Source organism: Vibrio sp. 10N.222.55.C6, assembly GCF_041473395.1.
GTDB lineage: Bacteria > Pseudomonadota > Gammaproteobacteria > Enterobacterales > Vibrionaceae > Vibrio > Vibrio crassostreae_C.
Genome location: NZ_JBFRSD010000019.1, coordinates 49,274 through 75,676, shown reverse-complemented (window position 1 = coordinate 75,676; position 26,403 = coordinate 49,274). Strand labels below are relative to the sequence as shown.

Sequence of the window (26,403 nt, the reverse complement as noted above, 5' to 3'; positions counted from 1 at the left end):
GCTCTGGCTCTGGCTCTGGCTCTTCAGATTGTGATTCGTCGCTCGACTCGTCAACAAAAAAATCGTCAGATTCAAAGCTTTCATCACCTAACAGCGCAGTAAAATAATCATCCAGTGCTTGTTCACTGGAGAGACTTGGCTGCGCCAATGTTGATTCTTTATTCGCGCTCATTTATCGCCAACCTTTCGAGATAAATAAGCAACTGTTTATAAGCAAATACACCACGGCTACCCGATGCAAAATGAGAGGCTGGCAAGCGCTTTAGGCTCGCATCTCGAAACTTGGTATCAATCGGCACAGCAGACGTCCAAACTTGGTTTGGGTAATCATCTTTGAGCTGCGTTAATGTTTGCAGTGAGGCTTTGGTTCGCTTGTCGTACATCGTCGGGACAATCGTAACCTTAAACGGTGTTTTGCGAGACTTCTGCATGATGGTCAAAGTGCGAATCATGCGCTCTAAGCCCTTCATCGCCAAAAATTCCGTCTGTACCGGAATCAATATACGATCGCTTGCAGCCAATGCATTGACCATCATCACACCAAGAATTGGCGGGCAATCGATCAACACATAGTCGTAGTCATCTTTTAAAGCGGCCAAAGCACGCTTCAAGATCAACCCCATGCCGCTTCGATTTCCCATTACACGGTCTAATGTCGCCAAAGACATATGCGCAGGGATAATATCGATACCTTCGACTTCCGTTTGTAAAAGCAAAGGTCTTACCGTCTGCGCGTTAAATTCACGCAGCTGGAACAGATCAAACAGGCTCGATTCCACCGTATCTGAATCGTAACCCAGATAGGTGGTCAGTGATGCATGTGGGTCAGTATCAACCAACAGAACACGGTGCCCCTTCAACGCAAGTAAACCTGCTAGAGTCACGGTCGTGGTCGTTTTACCAACACCACCTTTTTGGTTTGCAACACTCCAAACAATCATTTCGATTTACCTAAGCTAACCCAACTTCGACCAAGATCCTTTCCGCGATACGGTCTAGAGGGAGGTCTTCAGTAGAAATGCCAGCTTTTGCTACAGCTTGAGGCATACCATATACAACACAGCTATCTTCGTCTTGTGCCCAAATTGTCGAGCCCGCAGTTTTCAACATACGCGAACCTTCTCGACCATCTGCGCCCATACCAGTCAGGATCATAGACAACACTTTGTCGCCGTAGATCTTCGCTGCAGAGCCGAATGTGACATCCACACAAGGCTTGTAGTTCATGCGGTCGCCGCCATCGATAATTCTTAGACGTGCAGACCCTGCGCGGCCATCAACCATCATCTGTTTACCACCTGGAGCAAGATACGCCACGCCAGGTTTTAACACATCACCGTCTTGCGCTTCGCGAACTTCAATCTTACACAAGGTGTTCAAGCGACTCGCAAAAGCCGCTGTGAATGTTGCTGGCATATGCTGAACTAACACAATTGGATGTGGGTAGTGTGCAGGGATGCGAGTCAAAATCTTCTGTAGAGCAACAGGGCCGCCAGTCGAAGTACCAATGGCTGTTAATTGATACTTCTTACCTGACGCTCTGAATTTCGCCGTTGATGCAACCGCAGGCTTCGCTGTCGAAGTCGAAGCTGCTGTTGAAATCGGCTGGCGCAATAGCGTAGATGTTGAAGTCGTCGCAGTCGCTCTCGGCGCAATAGGAGCACGACGCATAAATGCACGCTTCGCTGCAATCTGAATCACACGCTGTTGAAGCAATGCAACTGCATCGTCGCGGTTACGTGCAATGTCTTCAAACTTCTTAGGAAGGAAGTCGAGAGCACCTGCATCTAACGCATCTAACGTTGCTCTCGCTCCATCATGCGTTAACGATGAAAACATCAAAATAGGCGTTGGAGACGCGGCCATGATTTCACGAACGGCAGTGATACCGTCCATGACAGGCATTTCAATGTCCATAGTGATTACGTCAGGTCTTAGCTGTTTCGCTTTCTCAACGGCTTCTTTACCGTTTACTGCAACATCAATGACTTCTAGGCGAGCCTCTGAGTTGATGATCTCGCTAACGCGACGACGAAAAAAACTCGAATCATCAACGACTAATACTTTAATCGCCATATTTATCCTTAAATTAAATTCTTGACGCTGCTGCGTACTGCTTCAACAAGTCCGGCACATCTAGAATCAATGCAATGTGTCCGTCACTTGTAATTGTCGCGCCTGCCATTCCTGGCGTGCCTTGCAGAAGCTTATCAAGCGGCTTGATGACTACTTCTTCTTGACCGATCAGCGTATCGACAACAAAACCAACACGTTGGCTACCAAGTTGCACGATAACAACATGACCGTGTCCTTTGCGCAGTTCAACAATACCCGCTTTAGGTGCAAGCCAGTTTTGCAAGTAGAACAACGGAATAGACTTATCGCGAACGATGATCGTCAGCTGACCATCAACCACGTTTGTGCGGCTTAAATCTAGGTGGAAAATCTCGTTAACCGATGCCAATGGCAATGCAAATGGGTGACCTGCAACACCGACCATCAAGGTTGGTAGAATCGCTAGGGTTAGTGGAACCTTGATGGTGATCTTGGTGCCCTGTCCCATTTCTGAATCAATATCAATAGAGCCGTTCAGTGTGTTGATCGCTGTTTTCACAACGTCCATGCCCACACCACGACCAGAGATATCCGAGATCTGCTCTTTGCTTGAGAAGCCAGGAGCAAAAATCAGGTTGAAACACTCTTTATTTGATAAGCGAGACGCTGCATCTTCATCCATCAGGCCACGTTTAACCGCGATAGCACGAAGCTTATCAGGGTCCATACCGCCACCGTCATCAACGATAGCCAGTTCAATGTGGTCACCTTCTTGAGAGGCAGACAGAATCACTTTACCCGTTTGTAATTTACCCGCAGCAACACGGTCGTTTGGCATTTCAATACCATGATCGACAGAGTTTCTCACCAAGTGAATCAGGGGATCAGCAAGTGCTTCTACTAAGTTTTTATCAAGGTCCGTTTCTTCGCCACGCATTTCAAGAACGATGTCTTTCTTCAAGCTACGAGCAAGGTCACGGACAACTCGTGGGAAGCGACCAAATACTTTCTTGATCGGCTGCATACGAGTCTTCATTACCGCACCTTGAAGGTCTGCAGTAACAACATCTAAGTTAGAGACAGCTTTCGACATTTCTTCGTCGTTGCTGTTGAGGCCTAGGCTGACTAGTCGGTTACGCACCAATACCAGTTCACCCACCATGTTCATGATGGTGTCCAGTGTTGATGTATCAACACGAACTGTCGCTTCAGCTTGTTGCTTCTTAGCCGGCACTTTAACTTCAGCTTTTGCTGGAGCGCTCGGTTTTGGCTCAGCTTTAACGGCAACTGGCGCAGCAGGTTTAGGCGCAGCTTGAGGTGCTACTGCCTTAACTTCTGCTGGCTTAGTCGCGGCATCCAATTCTTCAATCGAAGGTCCATTACCTGAGCCATGTAGTTGGTCAAGTAACTTCTCGAACTCTTCGTCAGTCATCAGATCATCGCCTTCAGACATCGCCGAAACAGGTGCTGCTGGCGGCGTTGGCGGTGGAGGAGGCGTTGAACTTGCCGCTGTCGGGCTCTTACCCGCACCGTGCAATTCATCTAATAACTTTTCAAATTCGTCATCAGTAATATCACCGCTCTCAGCAACCGGCTGAGGAGCAACAGGAGCTGGCGGCGGTGTTGGTACAGAAGATGCTGTTGGTGAACCACCTTTACCGTGAAGCTCATCAAGCAAGCGTTCAAACTCATCTTCAGAGATATCATCGACTGAAGATGCATTGATGTTTGAGCTTTCAGCAGTAGGTTCCGGAGCAATAACAGGCTCAGGCGCTGCAACAACAGGTTCAGGGATAATAGGTGCAGGCGCTTCTACTGGTGCCACTTCATCCGCAGACTCTGGTTTACAGAGACGGTGAAGTTCATCCAATAAAGATTGGTCGGCTGGCACTAAAGGTTCCTGATCTTGCACGGCGCGAAACTGTACATTGACTGTATCTAGCGCCTGCAGCATGGTATCCATCAAACCTGATGTTACGCTGCGTTGGCCGTTTCGCAGAATGTCGAACACATTCTCAGCACCATGACAAGTATCCACCAGCTCAGTTAATGCTAGGAAACCAGCACCACCTTTTACTGTATGGAAACCACGGAAAATAGCATTTAATAGGTCTTTGTCGTCAGGGTTATTCTCAAGCTCTACCAGTTGTTCTGATAGGAGTTCAAGGATCTCTCCTGCTTCGACTAAAAAGTCCTGAAGAATATCTTCGTCTAAATCGTAGCTCATACGTTACCTTTAAAATCCAAGACTGGATAACAAATCGTCGACTTCATCTTGAGATGCGACAGCGTCTTCGCGCTCTTCTGGGTTCATAATTGGACCTTCAGGCGCAATCGATGCTTTCTTCTCTGACTCTGGAGTTGGCTCTTTTTGATTCGCACCGAATACCGTGAGAATCTCGACCAAACGTCCTTCCACCTCATTCACCAAGGTAATAACTTTGCTGATTATCTGCCCAGTTAAATCTTGGAAATCCTGAGCCATCAAGATTTCAGTCAATTGTCCGCGTAGTTCAGTACTGTCGCCTTCTACTTGGACAAGCAATCCATCAATGCGGTGACATAAAGCTTTAAATTGTGCCAGCTCAATGCGGCCATGCATCAGTTCATTCCATTGAGGCCTTACTTGAAGTAAACACTCGTGTAGGTTGTCTGCGATTGGCATACAGCGATCGACAGCGTCCATCGTCTTATTTGCCGCAACTTCCGTTTTATCAATGACATACTGAAGGCGATCCCTTGCATCAGGGATTTCGTCATTTGCGATAACGCTGATGCGTTCATCGAAATTGAATTGAGTCAAAGAGTCGTGGAGGTCGCGTGTCAGACTTCCTATTTCTTGAAGCATTGGATTGTCTTGAAGACTAAAGTTATCTTCATAAATGCTTCTCACAAGAGAATCAGCATTTTGCTGCTCATCGTTCTCAAGCAGCTCTACTAATTTTTTTGCTTGTTCTAATGAAATCATCCTGAATTCGGCCTTACTCCGCATACTTTGTGCGCTTAGGCTATCGAGATAAACAGATAACTTATCAGTCAGTGTTTACCTAGAAGTGCCTAAATTTATTGATGCTTATAAGCGATCAAAAATCTTATCAAGTTTCTCTTTCAGCGTTGCAGCAGTGAAAGGCTTCACAATGTAACCATTAACACCCGCTTGCGCAGCTTCGATGATCTGCTCACGCTTCGCTTCAGCTGTGATCATAAGCACTGGAAGGTGCTTAAGTTCTGCGTCTGCACGAATGTGTTTAAGCAGGTCAATCCCTTGCATGCCTGGCATGTTCCAGTCAGTTACCACGAAATCAAATTCGCCTTTTTTCAGCATAGGTAACGCGGTCAAGCCATCATCTGCTTCTTGAGTGTTGTTGAAACCTAAATCGCGAAGTAGGTTTTTAACAATTCGGCGCATCGTTGAAAAATCATCAACAATGAGAATTTTCATGTTTTTGTTCAAATTAGCCTCCACTGAATAGGATCAGTGTTGTTAGTCGTTCTGTGTCCAAGCACTTAACTTAGTGCGTAAACGCTGCATAGATTGGCTCAGTATTTGGCTGACACGAGATTCGCTGACACCTAACACTTCCCCAATCTCTTTTAAATTGAGTTCTTCGTCGTAATAAAGCGAAAGCACAAGGCCTTCCCTTTCCGGAAGTTGTTTTATCGAATCGATCAAAGCTTGGCGGAATGACTCATCAGCAACCCCTTGAAAAGGCGTATTATCTTGAGAGTCTTCATTCGGAGATATTACATCATCTGAGACGCCTAAATCTTCAATTCCAACCAGTCTTGAGCAATTAATGTCAGTTAAAGCACTGTGATACTGCTCTAAACTGAGCCCCATGTGTTTTGCCACTTCGGCATCACTCGGGTCGCGGTTGAGGATACCCTCTAATTCCGCAATTGCACTGCTGATTTCTCGATTGTTCTTATGAACCGATCTCGGCACCCAGTCCCCACGGCGAATGTCATCCAACATTGCCCCGCGAATCCGAATACCAGCATACGTCTCAAAGCTTGCGCCTTTGGTACCATCATAGTTTTGTTGCGCTTCAATCAAGCCGATCATGCCAGCTTGAATTAAGTCATCAACCAATACATTAGGCGGTAATCGCCCCAACAAGTGATGAGCGATACGTTTAACCAACACAGAGTACTTCTCAAAAAAAGCCTGTTGGCTATTGTGATTAGCGTGTTGGTCGTAAGTAAGCGCTTTATTCACCAAATGGTTCCTCTATAAATTCAGTACGATTCAGCAGCCTTTCAACAAAGAACTCCAAGTGTCCGCTCGGTGTTTTTGGTATTGGCCAGGTCAAGGCTTTGTTAGCCAAAGAGCTGATTGCCAATGCAGCTGGAGAGCGAGGAAACGCATCGACTACGATTTTCTGTCTCTTGACTGATTGACGTACTTTATCATCTAAAGGAATACATGCTACGAGTTCGAGGCTCACATTCAAGAAGCGCTCTGTGACCAAAGTCAACTTTGCAAATAATTCTCGGCCTTCGCGGTAGCTTCTGACCATATTTGCAACAACTTTGAATCGCTGAACTTGGTGTTCTCTGCTTAAAAGCTTAATCAAAGCATATGCATCCGTGATCGAGGTAGGTTCATCACATACCACGACAACCACGTCTTGCGCCGCTCTTGAGAAGCTGATCACCATGTCCGAAATACCGGCTGCGGTATCAACCAACAAGATATCCATCTCGTCTTCAAGCGAACCGAATGCGCGAATCAAACCAGCATGCTGTGCGTGTGAAAGTTCAGTCATGCTTTGAGTGCCCGATGTCGCTGGAATAATTTTAATTCCGTGCGGCCCTTCGACAATCGCATCCTTAAGTTCACATTCGCCAGCCAACACATGCCCAAGGTTTCGTTTAGAACGAATACCTAGCATGATATCGACGTTCGCTAGTCCTAAATCGGCATCTAGCACCATGACTTTTTTGCCTTGGCGCGCCATGCAAATAGCCATACCTAACGTCACATTAGATTTACCAACGCCTCCCTTACCACCGGTTACAGCGATAACTTTTGTGAGTGAAGGCTTGGTTAAGCGACGGAGGCCGCTAGCTTGGTCATGTATCATATTTTCATTCATATTTATCCGCCGCCTAGAGCCCTTCAGAATCGCTATTCCAGTAATGAGGTTCATTCTCTGTAGATTTTTCTAATAGCTCATTAGCCTTAGCAATCATGTACTTTGGCTGAGCTATAACGATATCTTCAGGAACTCGTTGACCATTTGCTATGTAAGCAACTGGTAATGCATTTTGTATTACGACACTGATGAATTCACCTAGACTTAGGGATTCATCCAGCTTAGTCATGATGCATCCCGACAACGGGATTCTTCTAAAGTGTTCAATTGTTTCTTGCAGCACTTTGCGTTGCGCGGTTGCAGGCAACACAAGGTAGCTATTGATAACGGAACCACTCTCTTGCATCAATGTGTCTAACTGCTCAGATAGGCGAACATCTCGTTGTCCCATGCCTGCAGTATCGACCAGAATCAGGCGACGATTACGTAACTGATATATTACATCGGCCAGTTCGCTAGAATCTTTAGCAACTCTTACAGGACAACCCATAATTCGGCCGTAGATCGATAACTGCTCATGTGCACCTATACGATATGTGTCAGTTGTCACTAGTGCGACGTTATCAGCGCCATATTCCATGGCAGCACGTGCAGCTAGCTTTGCAACAGTCGTTGTTTTACCCACGCCGGTTGGGCCAAGTAGAGCCACAATACCGCCGCGTTTTAAAATATCTTTTTGTGTAACGGAGATTTGGTCAGCAACCAGAGCTAACAGAGCCTTCCATGCACGTGCAGGTTTAGTATCTTCAGGAATGTAGCAAGCCATTTGATCGGCAAGCTCTGCAGATACACCCATACGTTCAAGGCGCTTAATAAGCATGGCTCTCAGTGGTTCACGGCGCTCAACTTCTTGCCACATCAACCCAGAAACTTGATGCTCTAACAGACGACGAATTGAGGTCATCTCTTCGCGCATCGTTTCCATTTCAGTATCAGAACCTTTGGACTGAGTGTTCTCTCGACCACGATCATAACGGGTAGGATCCAAGCGAGGTGTCGGGCGCTCTACTCTGCGGTCTTCAGCAATCAACTTAGACAAACCCGTTTCACGAGCAAATGCAGAATCAAGATTTCCGTGAGACTGTTGGTTACCGTGAGATTGCTGATGGCCATGAGACTGCAAATTGCTTTGAGTCTGATGACTATGAGGCTTATGGCCCGTGCTTGATTGGCGATTGAGCAATGCTGACAATGAATCTTCATTTTCTGCACGATGCTGTGGCTCATCATCGGCGCCATGACTGTATTGCTTAAGCATATTCGCAAAGCGCTTAGTCATTGAGCGTCCACCTTCAACATTCGACTGTAGGCTAACCTTGTCATCGTCTAGTTGACGTCGCCCAGCAGGAGCTGCGGGCGCGGCCATTTGCGTATATTGGCTTTGTGCAGGCTGCTGAGGTTTATTTAATCTCTGGCTCGCTGTCGACGGGCTGGATTCGCCATCAATAGCGGCAACAATTTCCACGCCACCTGCGACCTTTTTGTTAGACATGATCACCGCTTCTGAACCAAGTTCTTCTTTAACTTGGAGCAGAGCCGTTCGCATATCTTTTGCAAAAAATCGTTTAATTTTCAATTCGATTGTCCGTTCTAATTAGGCGGCTTAATTACCAACAGCTTGTACTATACGTATCTGCTTTTCGTCCGGTATTTCTTGGTAAGACAAGACTCGCAAGCTTGGGATCGTGTTCTTCACGAACTTAGCCAGAGTCGAACGCAACACGCCAGAGGTCAATAGTACCGCGGGCTCACCTTTCAGCTCTTGCTCTTGTGTAGCGTGGCTGAGAGAGGTCTGTAAACGTTCGGCTAAACCAGGTTCAATACCAGCAGATTCTCCGCCGGATGCCTGCATGGTTTGATGCAAGATTTGTTCCAGCTCAGGAATCAAGGTTATCACTGGTAACTCGGGCTCTATACCATTGATTTCCTGAACAATTAATCGTTTCAATGAGATGCGAACCGCCGCAGTAAGTATGTCAGGTTCTTGACTCTTACCTGAATACTCCGACAAAGTTTGGACTATGGTTCGAATGTCACGAATTGGAATCGCTTCATTCAGCAGGTTCTGTAGCACTTTCACAACCACACCCAACTGCAATTGATCCGGTACAAAACCTTCCACCAGCTTAGGTGTTGAGCGGCTGAGCATCTCAAGTAAGTTCTGAACTTCTTCGTGGCCAATGAGCTGCGATGCGTTGTTGGTTAGCAGCTGGCTAAGGTGTGTCGCCAGTACTGTAGAAGAATCTACAACGGTATAACCTAGAGCTTGTGCGTGTTCACGCTGCTCTTCACGAATCCAAACCGCTTCAAGGCCAAAGGCAGGGTCAATCGTCGGCTCGCCATCGATCATGCCATAGACTTGGCCCGGGTTAATCGCGAGCTCCATGTCTGGCTTAATCTCAGCTTCACCCACAGCAACACCCATCAGGGTAATACGGTAGCTGTTTGGTGTCAGTTCTAGGTTATCGCGAATGTGTACCGCTGGGATCAAGAAACCAAAGTCTTGAGACAGCTTTTTACGCACACCTTTAACGCGTTCAAGCAATTCACCACCTTGGTCTCTATCAACCAAAGGAATTAAACGGTAACCCACTTCTAAACCAATAATATCGACAGGTTGAACATCATCCCAAGAGAGCTCCTTCTGAGAGCCTACTTCTCCATTCGCTTCAACTGTCGCCGGAAGGTTAGGCTCTTCCGCCTTCTTCTTGTTCTTTTTATCGATGTAATACGCCCCCGCGCCTGCAACGATGGCAAGGCTCAAGAACGAGAAATGTGGCATACCCGGAACAATACCCATGATGCCAAGGATGGCGGCGGTGATCATCAAGGCTTTTGGATTGTCGAACATCTGGAAGACAAGTTGCTCACCCATATCTTCATCAGTATTTTGGCGCGTTACCATCATCGCAGCTGCAATAGACAGTAATAGAGATGGAATTTGTGCAACCAGACCATCACCGATAGTCAGTAGCGTGTAGATTTCGATTGCTTCACCAAAACCAAGATCAAACTGAGCCATACCAATGCTCAAGCCACCAATGATGTTGATGAATAAGATTAAGATACCAGCGATCGCATCGCCTTTAACAAACTTAGAAGCACCGTCCATGGAACCGTAGAAGTCAGCTTCTTTGGTGACTTCAAAACGTCTCAGACGCGCTTGGTCTTGGTCGATCAAACCTGCGTTCAAGTCGGCATCGATTGCCATCTGTTTACCCGGTAAGGCGTCTAACGTGAAACGCGCGCTTACTTCCGAGATACGACCCGCACCTTTGGTTACAACCATGAAGTTGATGATCATAAGAATCAAGAACACCACTAAACCAACCGCGTAGTTACCACCGATAACCACGTTACCGAAGGCTTCAATCACGTTACCTGCCGCGTCGCCACCTTCGTGACCATGGAGCAATACCACACGTGTCGAAGCAACGTTCAAGGCCAATCGAAGTAGAGTCGCAATCAGCAGGACGGTCGGGAATGCAGCGAAATCTAAAGGCCTGCGGGTATAAACCGATACCAATAGCACAACCATAGACAGTGCAATATTGAAGGTGAAGAACATATCCAACAAGAAAGCTGGAATGGGCAACACCACCATAGCAAGCGTTGCAAGTACCATAACAGGTGCACCAATCGCAGGCATGGCACGGTTAGGGATTTTAGGTAGCTTGTCCACAAAAGGCAGGGAGAATTTCATAAATCTAGACAGTTTCGCTATGTTGTAGCTCTCTGAACAAGTGGATTAGGTCTTAGTCAGGGCTGTTTGCTATGGGCTTATAATGTTCAGGCTACTACAGCAAACACTGTACCAACATCTCACGTCAAATTATCGCCATCACCTCTATAAAAGGAAGATTAGCTAGCTCGCTATTATCAGGGTTCATCACGCAGAGCTCAAGCAATTGATCTAATGACGTAAATCAGGTGGGATCGGCATATTAGAATCTTGCAGCTTTGGTCGCTCACCACCTCGTTTTCGGTACTGTTTAAGCTGGAAAACATATGCAAGCACTTGTGCAACTGCTGTAAACAGACCGTCAGGAATTTGTTGTTCTAGCTCAGTGGTATGATAAAGCGCCCTCGCCAATGGCGGCGCTGGAACGATATAGATGTCATTTTCACGCGCAATCTCTCGGATCTTCATCGCCATGTGGTCGACACCTTTAGCAACCACAATTGGTGCTTTGTCTTGATTCTGCTTGTAGCGCAGCGCCACTGAGAAGTGCTCTGGGTTGGTCACAATCACATCCGCTTGAGGGACATCAGCCATCATGCGACGCTGAGCCGCTTCCCTTTGAAGCATACGAATTCGGCCTTTCACTTCCGGCTTACCTTCAGTGTCTTTGAATTCGTCTTTGACTTCTTGTTTGGTCATCTTCAGCTGATCAGCGTGTTGCCAAATCTGGAATGGGATATCAATCGCCACAACAATCAACAAAGAACAACTGATCAACAGAATAAAGTTGAGCAAGATATCCAAGGCATGGAAGATGTTTTGTGGATAGACGTCCATGCTCAGCTGCATTAAATCATGCTGAGAGGCTTGAATCAGATAAATCGCCATCCCCGATACGAGCGCTACTTTAAGAATAGACTTGAGCAGTTCAACCCAACTTTGCAGGCCAAACATACGCTTGATACCACTGAGTGGGTTGAGCTTAGACGCCTTTGGCATCGCCGCTTGCATTGAGAAGTTAATCCCACCGACACCCGCAGCGCCGATGACGGCAGCAACAAACAAAGTTATCAGTATCAAAAACAGCGGGAACAGCAGGTTCACCAGTGCACCACCAGCGATTTCTAGGAGTTTGTTAGTGTCAAAGATCTCGTCGCGACTCAAAGAGAACAGGCGTTGCATCGCCTCGAACAAAGCCTTCGCCATCGATTCGCCAAACCACATTAAAGCAATCGCACCGACAATAAGTACCGACGCTGACGCTAGCTCTTTTGACCTTGCAACCTGCCCTTTCTCTTTGGCCTGTTGCAAGCGTTTGGGCGTGGCGTCTTCTGTGCGTTCTTGACCGTCTGACTCTGCCATTTCAGTCTCCTAGCAATCTAACCGGATTAGACGACATATCTGTTGTTCGCCCTGCATCCAAAATAGCTCATAGTGACTATATAAGCCGCCAAGGATGTACCAACAAAGCAACAGACCCACGAGTAGCGCAAATGCAAAACCCAAAGAAAAGATGTTTAACTGAGGTGCCGCACGCGTCATTACACCAAAAGAGAGGTTAATCGTTAGCAGCGCAATAATCCCCGACAATGACATCGCTAATGCCGTTTTGAACATGATGCCGAGCCACAACGCGAGCTCTCGAAAATCCACAGAGGTTAGAGAGCCACTGCCAATCGGCAAGGTCTTAAAACTAAACACCACCAGCTGCAGCATTTTCAAGTGACCATCGGTCGCCAAAAAAAACATGGTCGCTAGCAGCATGAACAGCTGACCAAGTACCGGCGTATTTTGCCCGTTAGCCGGGTCGACCATTGATGCAAAACCCAAGCTCGATTGCATACCGAGGATCTGACCCAGCATAACAAAGGTTTGAATCATGAACTGGGTAACAAAACCCATGGCCACGCCAATCACAATTTGCTCGAAGACAGTCAGGAAGCCTTGAAAGGACAGAAGTTCAATCTCTTTGGGAACGGCCGGAATCGCAGGCATCACCGCAAAAGTGATCGCCAAGCCTAAATACAGACGAATACGCGGCGACACGAAGCGTGCCCCTGTTACCGTCATCACCATCAGCATCGCTGAGATGCGAGTGTATGGCCAAAAATAATTGGCTAACCACTCAAGTACAAGGCTCGTTGGGTATTCCATATCGGTTTAATACAGAACTTGCGGCAAGCGTTCGATGAGCTCAAAAAAGAACTCCATCATCATCTGGGTCATCCAGTGTGCGAATAGCATCAACGCCAACAAAGTTACGATCAAACGCGGCAGGAAACTCAGGGTTTGTTCGTTGATTGAGGTCGCAGCTTGGAAAACAGCCACAACCAAACCGATCAGCAGGCTAGGAATAATGATGGCGCAAACCATGATTAATACCATCCAAAGGGCATCTCGGAACAACTCTACGAATATTTCAGGATTCATTATTCCCCCAGCTACAAGGCAAAACTGCCGGCGAGTGTGGAGAGTATCAAGTTCCAGCCATCAACAAGAACAAACAGCATCAACTTAAACGGCAGCGATACAATCATCGGTGACAACATCATCATACCCATAGCCATCAATACCGATGCCACCACCAAGTCGATGATTAGGAAAGGCAAGAACAGCATAAATCCGATTTGGAAAGCCGTTTTTAATTCCGATGTGATAAATGCTGGAATCAGAACCGCCATCGAAACATCTTCAGGGTTAGTCACTTCCGCGCCAGAAATCTCAACAAAGGTTTCAAGATCTTTGATTCGAGTCTGCTTGAGCATGAAGGATTTAATCGGTTCTTGGGCAACATCAAATGCCTGTCGTGCCGATATCTGTTCATTAAGATAAGGCTGAACTGCTTGTTCGTTAACTTGATTAATCACTGGCGACATGATGAAGAAGGTCAAGAATATCGCGATACCAATAATGACTTGGTTAGACGGTGTTTGTTGTAGACCCATCGCCTGACGCAAGATAGACATCACAACCACAATACGAGTGAACGATGTCATCAAAATCACCATCGCCGGCAAGAAGCCAAGCATGGTCATTAACGCGAGAATTTGCAGGTTAATCGAGTAGTCTTCACCGCCATTGGCATTGGTTGTCATGGTAAAGGCAGGTATGCCGCCACCATTGCCAGTCAAGCTGCCCGTGGTCATGGTTGTCGATTTGGCTTGGTCTTGTTCCATCGTGCTGATAGTGACCGATTCCGAGCCAGCGGTATTCGCAGGAATGACGGTGCCGTCTTCAGCTTGTGCAAATACCGACACACTGAATACGATTGAGCATAGGAGAATAAGCTGAACCAACCACACTTTCACCGCTCGGAAAGCTCCGGCTTGGTGAAAGTAAGAGGAGTTCAAAAGTCCGTTACTTGTTTGCATCTTTTTTTATTAGCTGGGAAAGCTGACTTGAAAATGTACTTTTTTCCAGCATCTCCTGAGTAAGAGGTTTATCGAGCTTAGAGATCAGCTGAATCGATTGTGTGGTAATCCCTACCAAGAACTGTTCATCACCCGCTTGCACAATAGCGATACGCTCTTTAGTACCAACAGGGATTTGCCTAACAATCGCCAAACCTTGTTGATTCGACATCGCAGGTACTTGCATTCGCTTGAGTAGCCAAGCAATAAATAAAATGAAGGCTATAACGAAAATTAGCGACCCAAAGGTGGTCGCTAAATCGAGAGAAGGCGGTGTTGCTGCAAAGGCAATGGAAGGAGCCGTTAATAGCCCTACTCCCAAGATTCCTCGTAACAAACCTGTCATTCCGAGAAAAGAGCCCGCAAGTCTTTGAGACAAAAAGCTCATTAACGCAGCTTCTTAATTCGTTCTGTTTGGCTAATAACGTCAGTCAAACGAATACCAAATTTGTCATTTACTACAACCACTTCACCGTGAGCAATCAGAGTACCGTTAACCATCACATCTAGTGACTCACCAGCAATTCGATCAAGCTCAACAACCGAGCCTTGGTTCAATTGGAGTAAGTTACGAATACTGATCTGAGAGCGACCAACTTCCATCGAAATAGTCACTGGAATATCCATAATGGTATCCAGCTTACGACGCTCATCTTCAGAAATCGGAGATGATGAATCGGTTAGCTCATCAAGTGGTGCCGCAAGCACATCATCAACATCAATTGACGGCGCTAAAGGATCTTCACCAAGTGCTGCAGCCCATTCGTCTGCTAGCTTTTGATCTTCACTAGGTTCCATTACCAATTCCTATACTTTTATCTATTTTACTATTCGTCGTCATCATCACTGTTTTCGAGCTCAGACAATAAGTCTTTACCTAGAAAAGCGAGATCAGTTTTAACCACATGTGGTCTTTGAATTTTTTCCGAAATCTGTACTGCAAGCTTCTCACCAGAACGGCCCATTTTCACACGATAAGTCGGCAGTTCTTCGACAAACATGGTTGCGTGCTCAGGCATGTTCATTGGGATAACATCACCAGGGCGCAGCTCCATCAGATCACGAAGGGAAATATCTTGCTCTAGCAAATTCACGCGGAAATTGACGGGCACATCCATGATCTCATCACGCAGTGCGGTACTCCAACGAACATCGGTTTCCATCTTGTCTGATTGAACACCCGCATCAAGCAGTTCACGGATCGGCTCAACCATGGAGTAAGGCATGACAACGTGGAAGTCACCACCACCGCCATCCACTTCAATGTGGAACGAACTCACAACAATCACTTCGGTTGGGCTCACAATGTTCGCCATACTTGGGTTCACTTCGGAATCCAAGTATTCAAACTCAACCCCCATCACTGGCGACCAAGCTTCTTTGTAATCTTCAAAAACAATTTTCAGCAGTAACTGAATGATTCGTCTTTCAGTAGGCGTGAATTCACGACCTTCAATCTTGGCGTGGAAACGACCATCACCGCCAAAAAAGTTCTCTACGAGAATGAAAACCAGACGAGCTTCCATGGTGATGAGTGCCGTACCTTTCAATGGACGGAAACGAACCATGTTTAAACTGGTGGGTACATACAATGTGTTTTGGTACTCACCAAACTTCATCATCTGTACGCCGTTGATCGACACTTCAGCCGTTTTACGTAACATATTAAACAAGCTGATACGCATATGACGTGCGAAGCGCTCGTTAATAAGTTCAAGGGTCGGCATTCGACCACGGACGATTCGATCTTGAGATGAGAAGTCGAAATTGACCGCATTGTCATTTTCGGTTTCTAAGACATCTTCAACTTCTTCAACATCATCAACGCCATGTAACAGCGCATCAATTTCGTCTTGGCTTAATAAATCGGTCACAAATTACCTATTGAATTACGAAGTCAGTGAATAACACTTTTTCAATCACAGGCTGGCCAACAGCTTGAGCCAGGCTTGCTTTAATATCTTCTGTTGCCTTATTACGCAGTTCCACGCGGCCTGTTGGTGAGCGCAATTGATCAACCGTTGCCGAAGCGAACGTGGCCAGTAGCGTACTTTCTACAAGTGGAGAGTGGTAACGAGCCAGGTCTTCATTCTTACTGCCACGTACCATGAGCTGTGCTTTTATCTGAACTAGGCGATCTTTTTTGTCACCTGTCACATTAAACAAGAAGGGCTGAGGAATATTAACATACATAACCGGCTCTGCAGCGACCACAGCCGTTGCTGGCTGAGACTGAGATTCAGAGGCGCTATCGTCAGAACCTAAGAAAAAGTACAGCGCACCACCTATACCAAGCAGTAACACAACTACGGCAATAATAATTATAAGGAGCTTGCTCTTCCCTTTAGGTGCATCTTGTTCTTCGGCCATATCTTACTCTAACTTCCTGTTCTTGCGATTAACTGATGGTTCTTTTTATTAACTGGTTTTTTCTATTAACCAAGCGTTCTTAGCCTGATATTAGGCATAATAACTAATTCCATCACGCTTTGATGCGACATTCAATTCAAGATTGCTGCCACTATCAAGGTTTTCATCACCTTGCGTATCATTTGTGCGGTTAGCGCCGGATTGTTGCTCACCATTGTTGTATCTATCTTGTCCCTGACCGGAGTTCTGTTGTTGAACAGACGAATCGGCAAGCTGCAGACCTTGCTGAGCAAGCATCTCTCTCAAGCGAGGTAAGGTTTGTTCAATCACATCTCTCGCTTGCTGATTACTCACCGTAAAGTGCACGTTTGCCACGTCATTATTCATGGTCATGCGGATTTTCATTTGGCCCAATTCTGGTGGGTCGAGACGAATGTCCAAGTTCTTAAGGTTCTTAGACATCATCATTTGTACTTTTTCAGCCACTTGCTCATTGGCTAGCTCTTTGGTGAGCTGTAAGGGCGCTTGTTGAGCAGCTTGAATTTCAGCTCGCGTAGGTGCTGAACCCACCGTTGCCGTACCTTGTGCACCAGCCGCAGAAGCGATCTGCTGAGCAAAGGTCGAATCTTTAGAATCTTCTTTAGCACCCGCTTTACCCAAACCAGACAGTGCTGCTGCACCGGCGCCCGCTTTAAGAAGCGTATCAGTCGAGCCTGCTTTTGTGGCAGCTGGCGTTGCATTCATCGCCATTCCTTGCGCGGTTAAAGCTGGATCCAACGTTGCTTGCTGCTGAGGTGAAGCCACATTAGCTTGTTGAGCTGCGGCCTGTTGGGCTGCATGTGCATTATTGGCGTGCAGCATTGCCGCCTTGTCCGTAAGAGCATTATTTGCTGATTGAGAAGCGGCCTGCGCTGACACTTGTTGTGTAGCCGTCGCTACAGCTGCTGTTGATGCTGCCGCAGCTAAGGCTTTAGTTTCGCTTGAATCCGTATTATCCCAATCGATAGCAGTGGGTTCACCAGACGCACTGTTCGCAGCCGGAGCTTGACTTAGCAAAGCTGTTACTTGTTGTTGAACGTTAGCGAGCTGTTGATTCAACAGGTCTAGGTTAGAGGTCGCTTTAGCCAAAGCGGCTTGCTCATCAACCGTCAACTTAGCGCCACTTTGTTGCTTATCAAGCAAGCTATCGACAACAGACTGCTCTGATTCGATTTGTCCATTCAATTGGTTTAGCGCTTTGGTATGGGCATCTACTTGCTTTGCCAGTTCAATATCCACGGCTGACAATGCTTGGCTCTGCTCGGCAGCAACCGCACTAGCTGCATTCTTTTGGCTCAGCTCTCGGCTCATACTGGCTTCAATTTGTTCTGGAGTGACGCCGTTATCCATCAACTGTCGAATTTCAGTATCAGTTAGCTGAGAAACACCCTTACCTCCGGTAAGTACAGCGATTTCAGAATCGACTTCAAGGCTCTTCTCCTGATTTGCAGCCTTAGCTTGTTGTGTCGCCTTATCCGTAACGGAAACTCCTGCAACAGAAGCACCGGTGATATTACCTTGGGCTTGTTCTACCTGACCTTGCTGAGGCAAGCCTTTGCCGTTTGGCGCTTGATTTAGGGTTTTGTTTGCCTCATCCAATTGACCAAGCAATTTATTGCCTTCGCTCATCGCTGCATTGGCTTGCGATGCCTGCGTAGCACCATCTACCGCTGATGGACCCTGAGTTTGGGATTGAGCAATATGTTCTTTAGATTCGTTAGTCGTATCCTGCGCATCTTTACCATCTGCCTTATCTGCAACAGTCTTATCAGCGACAGTGCTATCAGTGCCCGAATTGGCTTTGAGCTGAGCCTCAGATCCAGACGCAGCCTCTGCTGATGTTTTATCAGCAGCTTTCTCGCCTTCTACTTCTGAAGCTGCTTGCTTGCTTTGCGCTTCGCTCACTTCGTCAGTAGCCTTTGATTCAGCGGAATCACCTTTGTTCGCTTCGGCTGACGCTTCACCTTCGGTAGATGTCTGTTTAGTATCAGGTTTCGCAGTGCTTTCTGTGTCTTTTGCTGCGACTTTACTGTCACTTTCTTCAAAGCCGAGCGCTTCTTTAAAGGACTCAAAGAAACCTTTAGAGTCGCCGGTTTCTTCTACCTTGGAAGAGGCAGAACCGGTGTCCAACAACGATGACATTTTGTTGGTCGCTGAATTTGAGGAAAGACTAACATTCATATATACAAGCTCTATCTACTAGCTTTGCTGCCATGAATCAGGCAACAAAAAGAAAGTCGGATGCTTTTCATGCCTTTGGTGGGCATAACGCGCAATTTTATATAAAACGGAGCAAGAAACATGCCTATAAGTTCGGTTTTCACAATATAGAGAACAGCACTGACGTCATTCGTGGCTTAGGATCACATCTTCTTTCGGCTGTATAACAGAGTCGAAAACTCATCCATTTGCTTTTGTTCTCTTCGATCTTGCAGCTTTGCTTTCTCTTTCTGCTTTTTCTCCATCAACCACTCGTAGGATTTACGTTTTTTGTGTAACTCCATCCAGTAGCTTTGGCAGTTGTCGACTTGATTTTTAAAGTGGTGCTCGGCTTCTCTCTGTTTGGATAATGTTTCATCCAACTGAGTTAAGAAGCGGTTCAAGTGACCATATTGGCTCGCCGTTAAGCCTGCCTTGCCGCGGTCAACGAGCTGCTGACAGTAGTCCAGTCGATACTTTTCAATCTGCGCAACCTGCTCATAGTAGCCTTGCAGCTCAGAGTTCGCTTTGTTGAGCGCAAGTACCGCTTGGTTCTCTTGATCTTTGGCTTGATCGAGCAAAAATTCTAATGCGTTATCCATGACTAACCTTATTCACCCGTTAGCCACCCAATACATGTTTCAACATGTTGACGCACATGTCGTATGGGACGGTCTCTTTCATCTTCTGCTGCAAGTACTCATCCAGTTTTGGTTTCAACGTGAAGGCACTATCGATTGCTGGATCCGTTCCTGGCTTGTAAGCACCAATCGACACCAAATCTTGGTTTTTACGGCAGATAGACAGCACTTGCCTTACCGCTTTCGACATCAAGACATGTTCTTCAGTGGTGATTTGCGGCATAACACGACTGACGGATTTCTCAACGTCAATCGCTGGGTAGTGACCGGCATCGGCCATCTCACGAGATAACACAACGTGACCATCGAGAATTGCTCGCGACGCATCCGCAATCGGATCTTGTAAGTCATCGCCTTCGGTTAACACGGTAAAGAAAGCCGTGATAGAACCTTGTTCATCATTGCCGTTACCTGCTCGTTCCACCAGCGCAGGAAGCTTAGCGAAGACTGATGGCGGATAGCCCTTGGTTGCTGGCGGCTCACCCACAGACAGAGCAATTTCACGCTGAGCTTGAGCAAAACGGGTCAATGAATCCATGAGTAGCAGAACATCTAAGCCTTGGTCGCGGAAGTACTCGGCGACAGCCAACGCGGTTTGACAGCCTTTTAAGCGCATCAATGGTGATGAGTCGGCAGGAGCGGCAACAACAACCGAACGCTTACGGCCATCTTCACCAAGAATCTCTTCAATAAATTCTTTAACTTCTCGTCCACGCTCACCGATTAGGCCTACGACCACTACTTGCGCAGTTGTGCCTCGAGTCATCATGCCCAGAGTTACGGATTTACCGACACCAGAGCCAGCAAACAGACCGATACGTTGCCCTTTACCCACGGTTAGCAAACCATTAATGGCTTTCAAGCCGACATCGAGTGGTTCAGAAATCGGTTTACGAGCTAACGGGTTGATTGGCTCCGCATTAAATGAAGCGCGTTGCTCTGTATAGATTGGACCTAAACCGTCGAGTGGATTACCTACGCCGTCGATCACTCGACCGAGCAGTTCCATTCCAACAGGGATACCACTTTCGGTAGTCATTGGCGTGACGCGAGCGCCAGGTAAGATCCCGGTGATTTGCTCACTCGGCATCAAAAATAGGTTATCGCCAGAGAAACCGACGACTTCGGCTTCCATCTGACCAGACATGGTTTCGACTAAACACAAACTGCCGATTGGCGCTTTACAGCCGGTCGCTTCAAGCGTTAAGCCAACAACGCGTACTAATTTACCAGAGGCAATTGGTCGCGATTTTAGCCCCTCGACTTTGTACTGACTGAGACGATTCGCTAACTCAAGCATTACTCATGACCTTGGTGACGATTTGCGCCGCAGAAATTTTGAATAACGTTCTTTACACGATCTTCCATGCGGTAGTTAACGCTCGACTCACCTGCTTCGATTTGCACGTCACCACGGTTGAGTGCTGGCTCTGCTACCAGTGTCCAATTACGACAGTCCAATTCAGTTTCGCCATACGCAGAGCGAATGATCGCGACATCTTCCGGATTGAGTTTCAATGTGATTGCGTGACCAGAAATCGGCAACGACTCTACCGATTCTTTAACGGTATCTAATATGATTTGTGGGTTGGTTTGCACTTCAACATGAACCACTTCTTTGACCATCGTAAGCACCATGTCGACCAATTGCTTCTCCACCTGAGCGTTCATCAACTCTAATGGTTGAGCGAACTGGTTTGCCAGCCCCATGAAGACGGCCACCTGCTGTTGAATGTACTCTTGACCCGCGGTTACGCCTTCAAGCTTGCCGGCTTCGTTGCCTTCTTCGTGACCGGCAGCAAAACCTTCTTCTTTGCCTTTTTCATAGCCTTGCTTAAAGCCCGCCTCTTGGCCTTGATGCAGCCCTTCCTGATAAGCGCCTTGTTTAATCAGCTCGATTTGCTCTTCAGTCAGAACCAGCTCTTCATCTTCAATGGCTTCTTCAACCGTTGGCATCCAACTAGGGTCGTAGTTAAAAGCGGTTTCTTTGGCTTGTTTGCTCACGTCAGAGGTGTAGTCAGGCAGCCCCCATTTCTGAGGTTGGGCAACCGTATTATCTTCTTCAGGGCGAAGGAAGCCGCGTTTTCTATCACCTGACATATCAGTACCTATCTATGAGTGGCTTAACTGTATTGTGAATTCAAGCAGTTAAACTGAGTTAATCTGTGGTTCGAGATTGGATAAAGAAAAGCCCCAACAGTGTGGGGCTTTTGAGATTTCTGTATTAAAGGAACTCGTCGGCGCCACCAGACAGCATAATTTCGCCACTGTCTGCCATCTTCCTCGCGATACCCAAAATCTCTTTCTGAGCCGCTTCAACATCAGAGACTTTGACTGGCGGCATCGCCTCAATATCGTCTCTCATCATATCGGCAGCACGTTTAGACATGTTCTTGAAGATCTTCTCACGTAGACCTTCATCTGCACCTTTAAGTGCTTTCTGTAGAATATCTTGTGGAACATCACGTAGTAGTCGTTGAACACCTTGGTCATCAACTTCAATAAGGTTTTCAAAGACAAACATCAGATCTTGAATCTGTGTTGCCATGTCTTCGTCTTGGTCACGGATTTGATCCATCAAGACGCCTTCCACGTTGTTATCCATGTAGTTCATGATCTCAGCCGCGGCTTTCAGGCCACCAATTTTGGCAGCTTGAGCACCCGCTTGACCCGCGAACTGTTTCTCCATGATTTCATTCAGTTCAGCAAGCGCCGAAGGTTGAACTTCTTCAAGGTTGGCAATACGCATCATCAGATCCAGACGAACTCGCTCTGGGAACTGAGACAGGATCTCAGCCGATTGATCGGCATCGAGGTACGACAACACAATAGTTTGAATTTGAGGGTGCTCGTTGATGATAATGCTCGCCACCTGACGAGGATCCATCCACTTAAGCGAATCCAAACCTTTCGAACCTGTGCCGAGAAGGATTTGGTCAACAAGGTTATTCGCCTTGTCTTCACCCAGAGCAGCAACTAACGCATTACGCATGAAGTCTTCGCTGCCCATACCAATGTTGGTGTACTTCTGAATATCATCTAAGAAAGCACGGTGCACAGCGCCTACTTTCTCTTGGGATAGGTCTGTAGCTCGCGCCATCGCACTACCCACACGCTGAACCTGCTTTGGCTCTAGGTGACGAATAATACCAGCAGCATCTTCTTCATTTAAACTGAGCAACAAGATCGCAGCGCGCTCATCGCCTGAGATAGAGCCGATATCCACGCTAGAGACATCAAGCACTTCACCGCCTTCAGTTTGTTGTGGAACTATTTCGTTAGCCATCTACCATCCAATTCTTAACTACTTGAGCTGCTAGCTCTGGTTCATTCGCTACAAGTGCACGTACTGCTTTCAGCACGTCCTCGTCTTTATGAAGGTTTGGTAAGTCGATACTTGAACCAAATTCAAACAGCTCACCACCTTCAATATCACCACCAATTAAGCTGGTTTCGCCGTCGGCACCAATTGGCATGCCATCAGGTCCGTACATCTGTTCATCGTTGTCTGCTGCTGGGTTAAGCAGTTTCTTCATTGCAGGGCGAACAAGTACCAACACCACCACAATGATAACCAAGGCACTTGCAAACCAACGAACCCAATCATTGAAGTTTGGATGCTCCCAGATTGGCACATCAGCAACAACATCTGTTACTTGAGGTGCAAACTGCATGCTTAATACGTTGAGCAAATCACCACGAGTTTCATCAAAGCCCACCGTACCAATCAGTACTTGGCGAATCGCATTGATTTCGCTCGCCGGGATTGGCGTATGAACCACTTCACCCGTATCTGGGTTCAAGGATTGGCGGTCTTTGATCGCAACAGAAACCGTCTGACGATTAACCGTGCCGCTCTGTTTACGTTCATGACTGATGGTGGTGTCTAGCTCAAAGTTTCGAGTCGCTTCTTTGTGAACAGAGCCTTGACCTGTCATCGCGCCGTCTTTCATCTGAGCCACATCTTGTGGAATTGAGGCATCCGCTGGAGGCTGGTTACTCAACGCACCCGGAATACCCGCCACCGTATTTCCATTGTTGTAATCTTCTAAGGTGTATTCACTTCGAGTCGCCGGTGTATTCGGATCAAAACGTTTTCTGGTTTGCTCCACAGCACTGAAATCGAGCTGGATATCAACCTGAGCGGTGTAGTTACCAAACCCAAGAATAGGAATCAGGATGGAGTCAATTTTTTCACGCAGCGCTTGTTCTTGATTGCGCTCTAACTCGTGTTCTTTACGACGCGCCGCTGACATAGGGTCTTGAGAGCCTGAGCTCAACAATCGGCCATGCTGATCGGTCACCGTAATACGTGAGGTTTTCATTCCCGGAACGGCACTTGCCACCATATCCACAACAGAATCAACTTCTTGCTGCTTGAGGTTAGTACCTGTTTTTAGAGTTAGGAATACAGAAGCAGAGGCTTCTTGATTATGACGTACAAAAACACTCTGCTTCGGCAGGGCCAATAAAACCTGAGCTTTACGCACCTGTTTCATCTGCTCAATGGCTTTGGCAAGTTGTCTTTCGCGGCTTAATTTAAGGCGTTCTTGTTCTAAACGTTGTGATACACCAAAACCCATGTCTTGCATGAGGATGTCATCACCCGCGTTTCGCTCTTGATTCAAACCCGCTCGTACCATATTAAGCTTTAATGAGTTGTACTCACTCGCCGGTACTGAGATGGTATTGCCTTCAAGCGTGTACTGGATCTTTTGCAGATCCAAGTAATCAAGAACGGGGATCAATTCTTCTGTTTCGTAAGCCCCTAATGGACGCATTTCTGGCTCTTTTACCCAGAAAAACAGCATCACAATCAGCGCTACACAGATAGAGATAGAAAGGACTAAGACGACCTGACGAAGTAAATCAAGATCACCGACAGCCATATCGAACTTCGATGAACTGCGTTCACCTAGATCGGGATTTTGCCCTTCTCCGTCTAGCTCAGAGCCTGCAATAAGTGCATGGTCGTTGCTATCGCTTACGGTTAAATCTGTTGTTTGACTATTATCTGCCACTATTTAACTACCCAACTTATACCGGCATATTCATCAGCTCTTTGTACGATTCGACCAATTTATTTCTAATTTGGATCGTCGCCTCAAAAGCCACACTAGATTTATTACGAGCAATCATCACGTCCGATAGGGATACGCTTTGGTCGCCACTATCAAAACGAGCTTGAAGATCACCTGAGGTCTTTTGTAATGAGTTCACATTATTGATGGCATTAGTCAGCATGTTGCCAAAATCTGCACCGACCGCTTGCCCCGTTGCTGCGGGACGCGCGCTGGCAGCTTCGACCATCATTGCCTGCATTTCGCCTTGTAAACCATCTATTCTCATCTACTACCTCAGGAGTCAAAATTATGACCATCTATTTAGCTATATTATTGACAGAGCAATTAGCGTGCCACACATTTAATTGACTAGATATCGTATTACACTAGTCAGAAAGCTGACACTACTAATCTATCCTCAGTTTGGGATATCTATTCCAGCATCGCGCATTTTAGCCAACTTGTAACGCAATGTGCGAGGGCTAATGCCCAGTTTTTCAGCCATATCTTTGCGTCGGCCATTACATGCAATCAGGGTTTCAAGAATGATCGCATACTCTTGATCTCTAAGCTCATTACCTAACCCTTCGCTGCTAGCCGCGATTTTATTGATTGGGTTTGCTTCGGCAATCGGCTTGATTTCTGGCGCAGCTACGTCACTGCCTTCAACGATTTGTTGTAGGCTGCTTGCGTCTTGCCAATCGACACCTTCAAGAAGGATATGCTCACCAGAGATGTTCTCTTGTTCGCTCAATATTAGCGCACGCTGTACCACATTGTCTAATTCGCGAACATTGCCCGGCCACGGATAATTGACGAGTTTGCTGATCGCTTGTGCTGACATAACGGGTACAGGCATACCAAGTTTGGTGCAGTGGCGCTCAACTAAGTGCTTGGCTAAAGGCTCAATATCGCCTTTACGCTCGCACAATGGAGGCCAAGAAATTGGGAATACATTCAGGCGGTAGTATAAATCCTCACGGAAATTCCCTTCAGAAACATACTGTTTAAGGTCTCGGTTACTGGTCGCTAATACACGAACATCCAATTTGATGCTCTTACGACTACCTAATCGCTCAACTTCGCGCTCTTGCAAAACACGCAGTAGTTTGGCTTGTAGGCTAAGATCCATTTCACTGATCTCATCCAACAGAATTGTACCGCCCTGCGCTTGCTCGAATTTCCCCGGGCAAGCTTGAATAGCGCCAGTAAATGCGCCTTTTTCATAACCAAACAGGGTCGCTTCTAACATGTTGTCTGGGATCGCCGCGCAGTTAATCGCGACAAACGGGCCATCTTTTCGGCTAGAAGCATTGTGAATGTAGCGAGACATCACCTCTTTACCAGAACCACTCGGGCCCAACACCATGACGTTGGCATCGGTTTTCGCAACTTTATCAGCCAGCATCATTAGCTTGATACTTTTTTCATCAGCAACGATAGCGTCGCCGTTGTCATCCGACTTTACAGGCGCATAACGGCTGACCATGTTGAGCAGCACTTCTGGCGCAAATGGCTTTGCCATATAGTCGATAGCGCCCTCTTTCATTGCAGCAACGGCATCTTCGATGTTGGCGTACGCTGTCATTAGCAATACCGGCAAATTTGGCCAATGCTGCTTAATGTTTCTCAATAGTGCCAAGCCACCCATGCCCGCCATCTGCACGTCAGATACGACAATATCAACGGAGTTCGATTTTAATTTGACCAGAGCATCTTCCGCACAATCCGCTTCCAGCCATTCATAGCCAGCAAGCGCGAGTGTGTCGACAAGGGCTTCGCGTAGACCTTCATCATCTTCGACGATTAACACTTTGCTTTGAGCCATAGGATTCTCCAGTGTAA

At 46.9% G+C, this 26,403-nt stretch carries 25 protein-coding genes and 1 pseudogene; all 26 read right to left on the bottom strand.

The features are described from left to right. Nucleotides 1-172: pseudogene (locus AB4486_RS13525) on the bottom strand (chemotaxis protein CheW); the annotation flags it as partial. Next, nucleotides 159-941 carry a ParA family protein gene (locus AB4486_RS13520; RefSeq protein WP_017064111.1) on the bottom strand — a complete coding sequence of 261 codons (783 nt, stop codon included), beginning with the start codon at nucleotides 939-941 and terminating at the stop codon, nucleotides 159-161. The pseudogene AB4486_RS13525 and the gene AB4486_RS13520, both read right to left, overlap by 14 nt. A gap of 10 nt (nucleotides 942-951) precedes the next feature. Then, nucleotides 952-2,076: a chemotaxis response regulator protein-glutamate methylesterase gene (locus AB4486_RS13515; protein WP_102321169.1), complete on the bottom strand. Its 1,125-nt coding sequence runs from the start codon at nucleotides 2,074-2,076 to the stop codon at nucleotides 952-954. A gap of 13 nt (nucleotides 2,077-2,089) precedes the next feature. Continuing rightward, nucleotides 2,090-4,282: a chemotaxis protein CheA gene (locus AB4486_RS13510; protein WP_372117357.1), complete on the bottom strand. Its 2,193-nt coding sequence runs from the start codon at nucleotides 4,280-4,282 to the stop codon at nucleotides 2,090-2,092. 9 nt (nucleotides 4,283-4,291) lie between these two features. Next, the gene (locus AB4486_RS13505) at nucleotides 4,292-5,023 is read right to left on the bottom strand and encodes a protein phosphatase CheZ (RefSeq protein WP_017064113.1); all 732 of its coding nucleotides are present in this window, start codon (nucleotides 5,021-5,023) and stop codon (nucleotides 4,292-4,294) included. A gap of 105 nt (nucleotides 5,024-5,128) precedes the next feature. Further along, nucleotides 5,129-5,497 (bottom strand): chemotaxis response regulator CheY, encoded by a 369-nt coding sequence (cheY, locus tag AB4486_RS13500; protein ID WP_016767062.1) that lies wholly within the window; start codon nucleotides 5,495-5,497, stop codon nucleotides 5,129-5,131. A gap of 42 nt (nucleotides 5,498-5,539) precedes the next feature. Next, a complete protein-coding gene (locus tag AB4486_RS13495; protein ID WP_017060667.1) occupies nucleotides 5,540-6,274 on the bottom strand; it encodes an RNA polymerase sigma factor FliA in 735 nt (244 codons plus the stop codon). Further along, on the bottom strand, nucleotides 6,267-7,154 hold the full coding sequence (locus AB4486_RS13490; protein WP_017060668.1) for a MinD/ParA family protein: 888 nt from the start codon (nucleotides 7,152-7,154) through the stop codon (nucleotides 6,267-6,269). Before AB4486_RS13490 ends, AB4486_RS13495 begins: the two co-directional genes overlap by 8 nt. Before the next feature lie 13 nt (nucleotides 7,155-7,167). Beyond that, on the bottom strand, nucleotides 7,168-8,730 hold the full coding sequence (flhF, locus tag AB4486_RS13485; protein ID WP_029235190.1) for a flagellar biosynthesis protein FlhF: 1,563 nt from the start codon (nucleotides 8,728-8,730) through the stop codon (nucleotides 7,168-7,170). A gap of 27 nt (nucleotides 8,731-8,757) precedes the next feature. Next, nucleotides 8,758-10,857 carry a flagellar biosynthesis protein FlhA gene (flhA, locus tag AB4486_RS13480; RefSeq protein WP_017064115.1) on the bottom strand — a complete coding sequence of 700 codons (2,100 nt, stop codon included), beginning with the start codon at nucleotides 10,855-10,857 and terminating at the stop codon, nucleotides 8,758-8,760. 210 nt (nucleotides 10,858-11,067) lie between these two features. Then, nucleotides 11,068-12,198, bottom strand: coding sequence for a flagellar biosynthesis protein FlhB (flhB, locus tag AB4486_RS13475; RefSeq protein ID WP_017064116.1), 1,131 nt, complete (start codon nucleotides 12,196-12,198; stop codon nucleotides 11,068-11,070). 9 nt (nucleotides 12,199-12,207) lie between these two features. Beyond that, nucleotides 12,208-12,990: a flagellar biosynthetic protein FliR gene (gene fliR, locus AB4486_RS13470; protein ID WP_017060672.1), complete on the bottom strand. Its 783-nt coding sequence runs from the start codon at nucleotides 12,988-12,990 to the stop codon at nucleotides 12,208-12,210. A 6-nt stretch (nucleotides 12,991-12,996) separates the two neighbouring features. Then, nucleotides 12,997-13,266 carry a flagellar biosynthesis protein FliQ gene (fliQ, locus tag AB4486_RS13465; RefSeq protein ID WP_029235191.1) on the bottom strand — a complete coding sequence of 90 codons (270 nt, stop codon included), beginning with the start codon at nucleotides 13,264-13,266 and terminating at the stop codon, nucleotides 12,997-12,999. 11 nt (nucleotides 13,267-13,277) lie between these two features. Further along, nucleotides 13,278-14,207 carry a flagellar type III secretion system pore protein FliP gene (gene fliP / locus AB4486_RS13460; protein WP_170791796.1) on the bottom strand — a complete coding sequence of 310 codons (930 nt, stop codon included), beginning with the start codon at nucleotides 14,205-14,207 and terminating at the stop codon, nucleotides 13,278-13,280. Beyond that, nucleotides 14,194-14,634 carry a flagellar biosynthetic protein FliO gene (fliO, locus tag AB4486_RS13455; protein WP_017060675.1) on the bottom strand — a complete coding sequence of 147 codons (441 nt, stop codon included), beginning with the start codon at nucleotides 14,632-14,634 and terminating at the stop codon, nucleotides 14,194-14,196. Before fliO ends, fliP begins: the two co-directional genes overlap by 14 nt. Next, entirely contained in the window at nucleotides 14,634-15,044 is a 411-nt protein-coding gene (gene fliN, locus AB4486_RS13450) for a flagellar motor switch protein FliN (RefSeq protein ID WP_004736208.1), read from the bottom strand. The genes fliO and fliN overlap by 1 nt, the downstream gene beginning before the upstream one ends. 29 nt (nucleotides 15,045-15,073) lie before the next feature. After that, nucleotides 15,074-16,120 carry a flagellar motor switch protein FliM gene (fliM, locus tag AB4486_RS13445; protein WP_017060676.1) on the bottom strand — a complete coding sequence of 349 codons (1,047 nt, stop codon included), beginning with the start codon at nucleotides 16,118-16,120 and terminating at the stop codon, nucleotides 15,074-15,076. Nucleotides 16,121-16,127: 7 nt separating this feature from the next. Next, nucleotides 16,128-16,616, bottom strand: coding sequence for a flagellar basal body-associated protein FliL (gene fliL / locus AB4486_RS13440; protein ID WP_017060677.1), 489 nt, complete (start codon nucleotides 16,614-16,616; stop codon nucleotides 16,128-16,130). Nucleotides 16,617-16,706: 90 nt separating this feature from the next. After that, the gene (locus AB4486_RS13435; RefSeq protein WP_372106525.1) at nucleotides 16,707-18,836 is read right to left on the bottom strand and encodes a flagellar hook-length control protein FliK; all 2,130 of its coding nucleotides are present in this window, start codon (nucleotides 18,834-18,836) and stop codon (nucleotides 16,707-16,709) included. 182 nt (nucleotides 18,837-19,018) lie between these two features. Beyond that, nucleotides 19,019-19,456 (bottom strand): flagellar export protein FliJ, encoded by a 438-nt coding sequence (fliJ, locus tag AB4486_RS13430; RefSeq protein ID WP_102332837.1) that lies wholly within the window; start codon nucleotides 19,454-19,456, stop codon nucleotides 19,019-19,021. Between the two features lie 19 nt (nucleotides 19,457-19,475). Next, the gene (gene fliI, locus AB4486_RS13425) at nucleotides 19,476-20,795 is read right to left on the bottom strand and encodes a flagellar protein export ATPase FliI (protein ID WP_017060680.1); all 1,320 of its coding nucleotides are present in this window, start codon (nucleotides 20,793-20,795) and stop codon (nucleotides 19,476-19,478) included. After that, nucleotides 20,795-21,595: a flagellar assembly protein FliH gene (gene fliH / locus AB4486_RS13420; protein ID WP_017060681.1), complete on the bottom strand. Its 801-nt coding sequence runs from the start codon at nucleotides 21,593-21,595 to the stop codon at nucleotides 20,795-20,797. The genes fliI and fliH overlap by 1 nt, the downstream gene beginning before the upstream one ends. A 124-nt stretch (nucleotides 21,596-21,719) precedes the next feature. Further along, a complete protein-coding gene (gene fliG / locus AB4486_RS13415; RefSeq protein ID WP_017060682.1) occupies nucleotides 21,720-22,781 on the bottom strand; it encodes a flagellar motor switch protein FliG in 1,062 nt (353 codons plus the stop codon). Further along, the gene (fliF, locus tag AB4486_RS13410; RefSeq protein ID WP_017064120.1) at nucleotides 22,774-24,516 is read right to left on the bottom strand and encodes a flagellar basal-body MS-ring/collar protein FliF; all 1,743 of its coding nucleotides are present in this window, start codon (nucleotides 24,514-24,516) and stop codon (nucleotides 22,774-22,776) included. The genes fliG and fliF overlap by 8 nt, the downstream gene beginning before the upstream one ends. Nucleotides 24,517-24,532: 16 nt before the next feature. Further along, nucleotides 24,533-24,844 (bottom strand): flagellar hook-basal body complex protein FliE, encoded by a 312-nt coding sequence (gene fliE / locus AB4486_RS13405; RefSeq protein WP_017060684.1) that lies wholly within the window; start codon nucleotides 24,842-24,844, stop codon nucleotides 24,533-24,535. Nucleotides 24,845-24,976: 132 nt separating this feature from the next. After that, nucleotides 24,977-26,386, bottom strand: coding sequence for a sigma-54 dependent transcriptional regulator (locus tag AB4486_RS13400; RefSeq protein ID WP_017060685.1), 1,410 nt, complete (start codon nucleotides 26,384-26,386; stop codon nucleotides 24,977-24,979). Nucleotides 26,387-26,403: the final 17 nt, after the last annotated feature.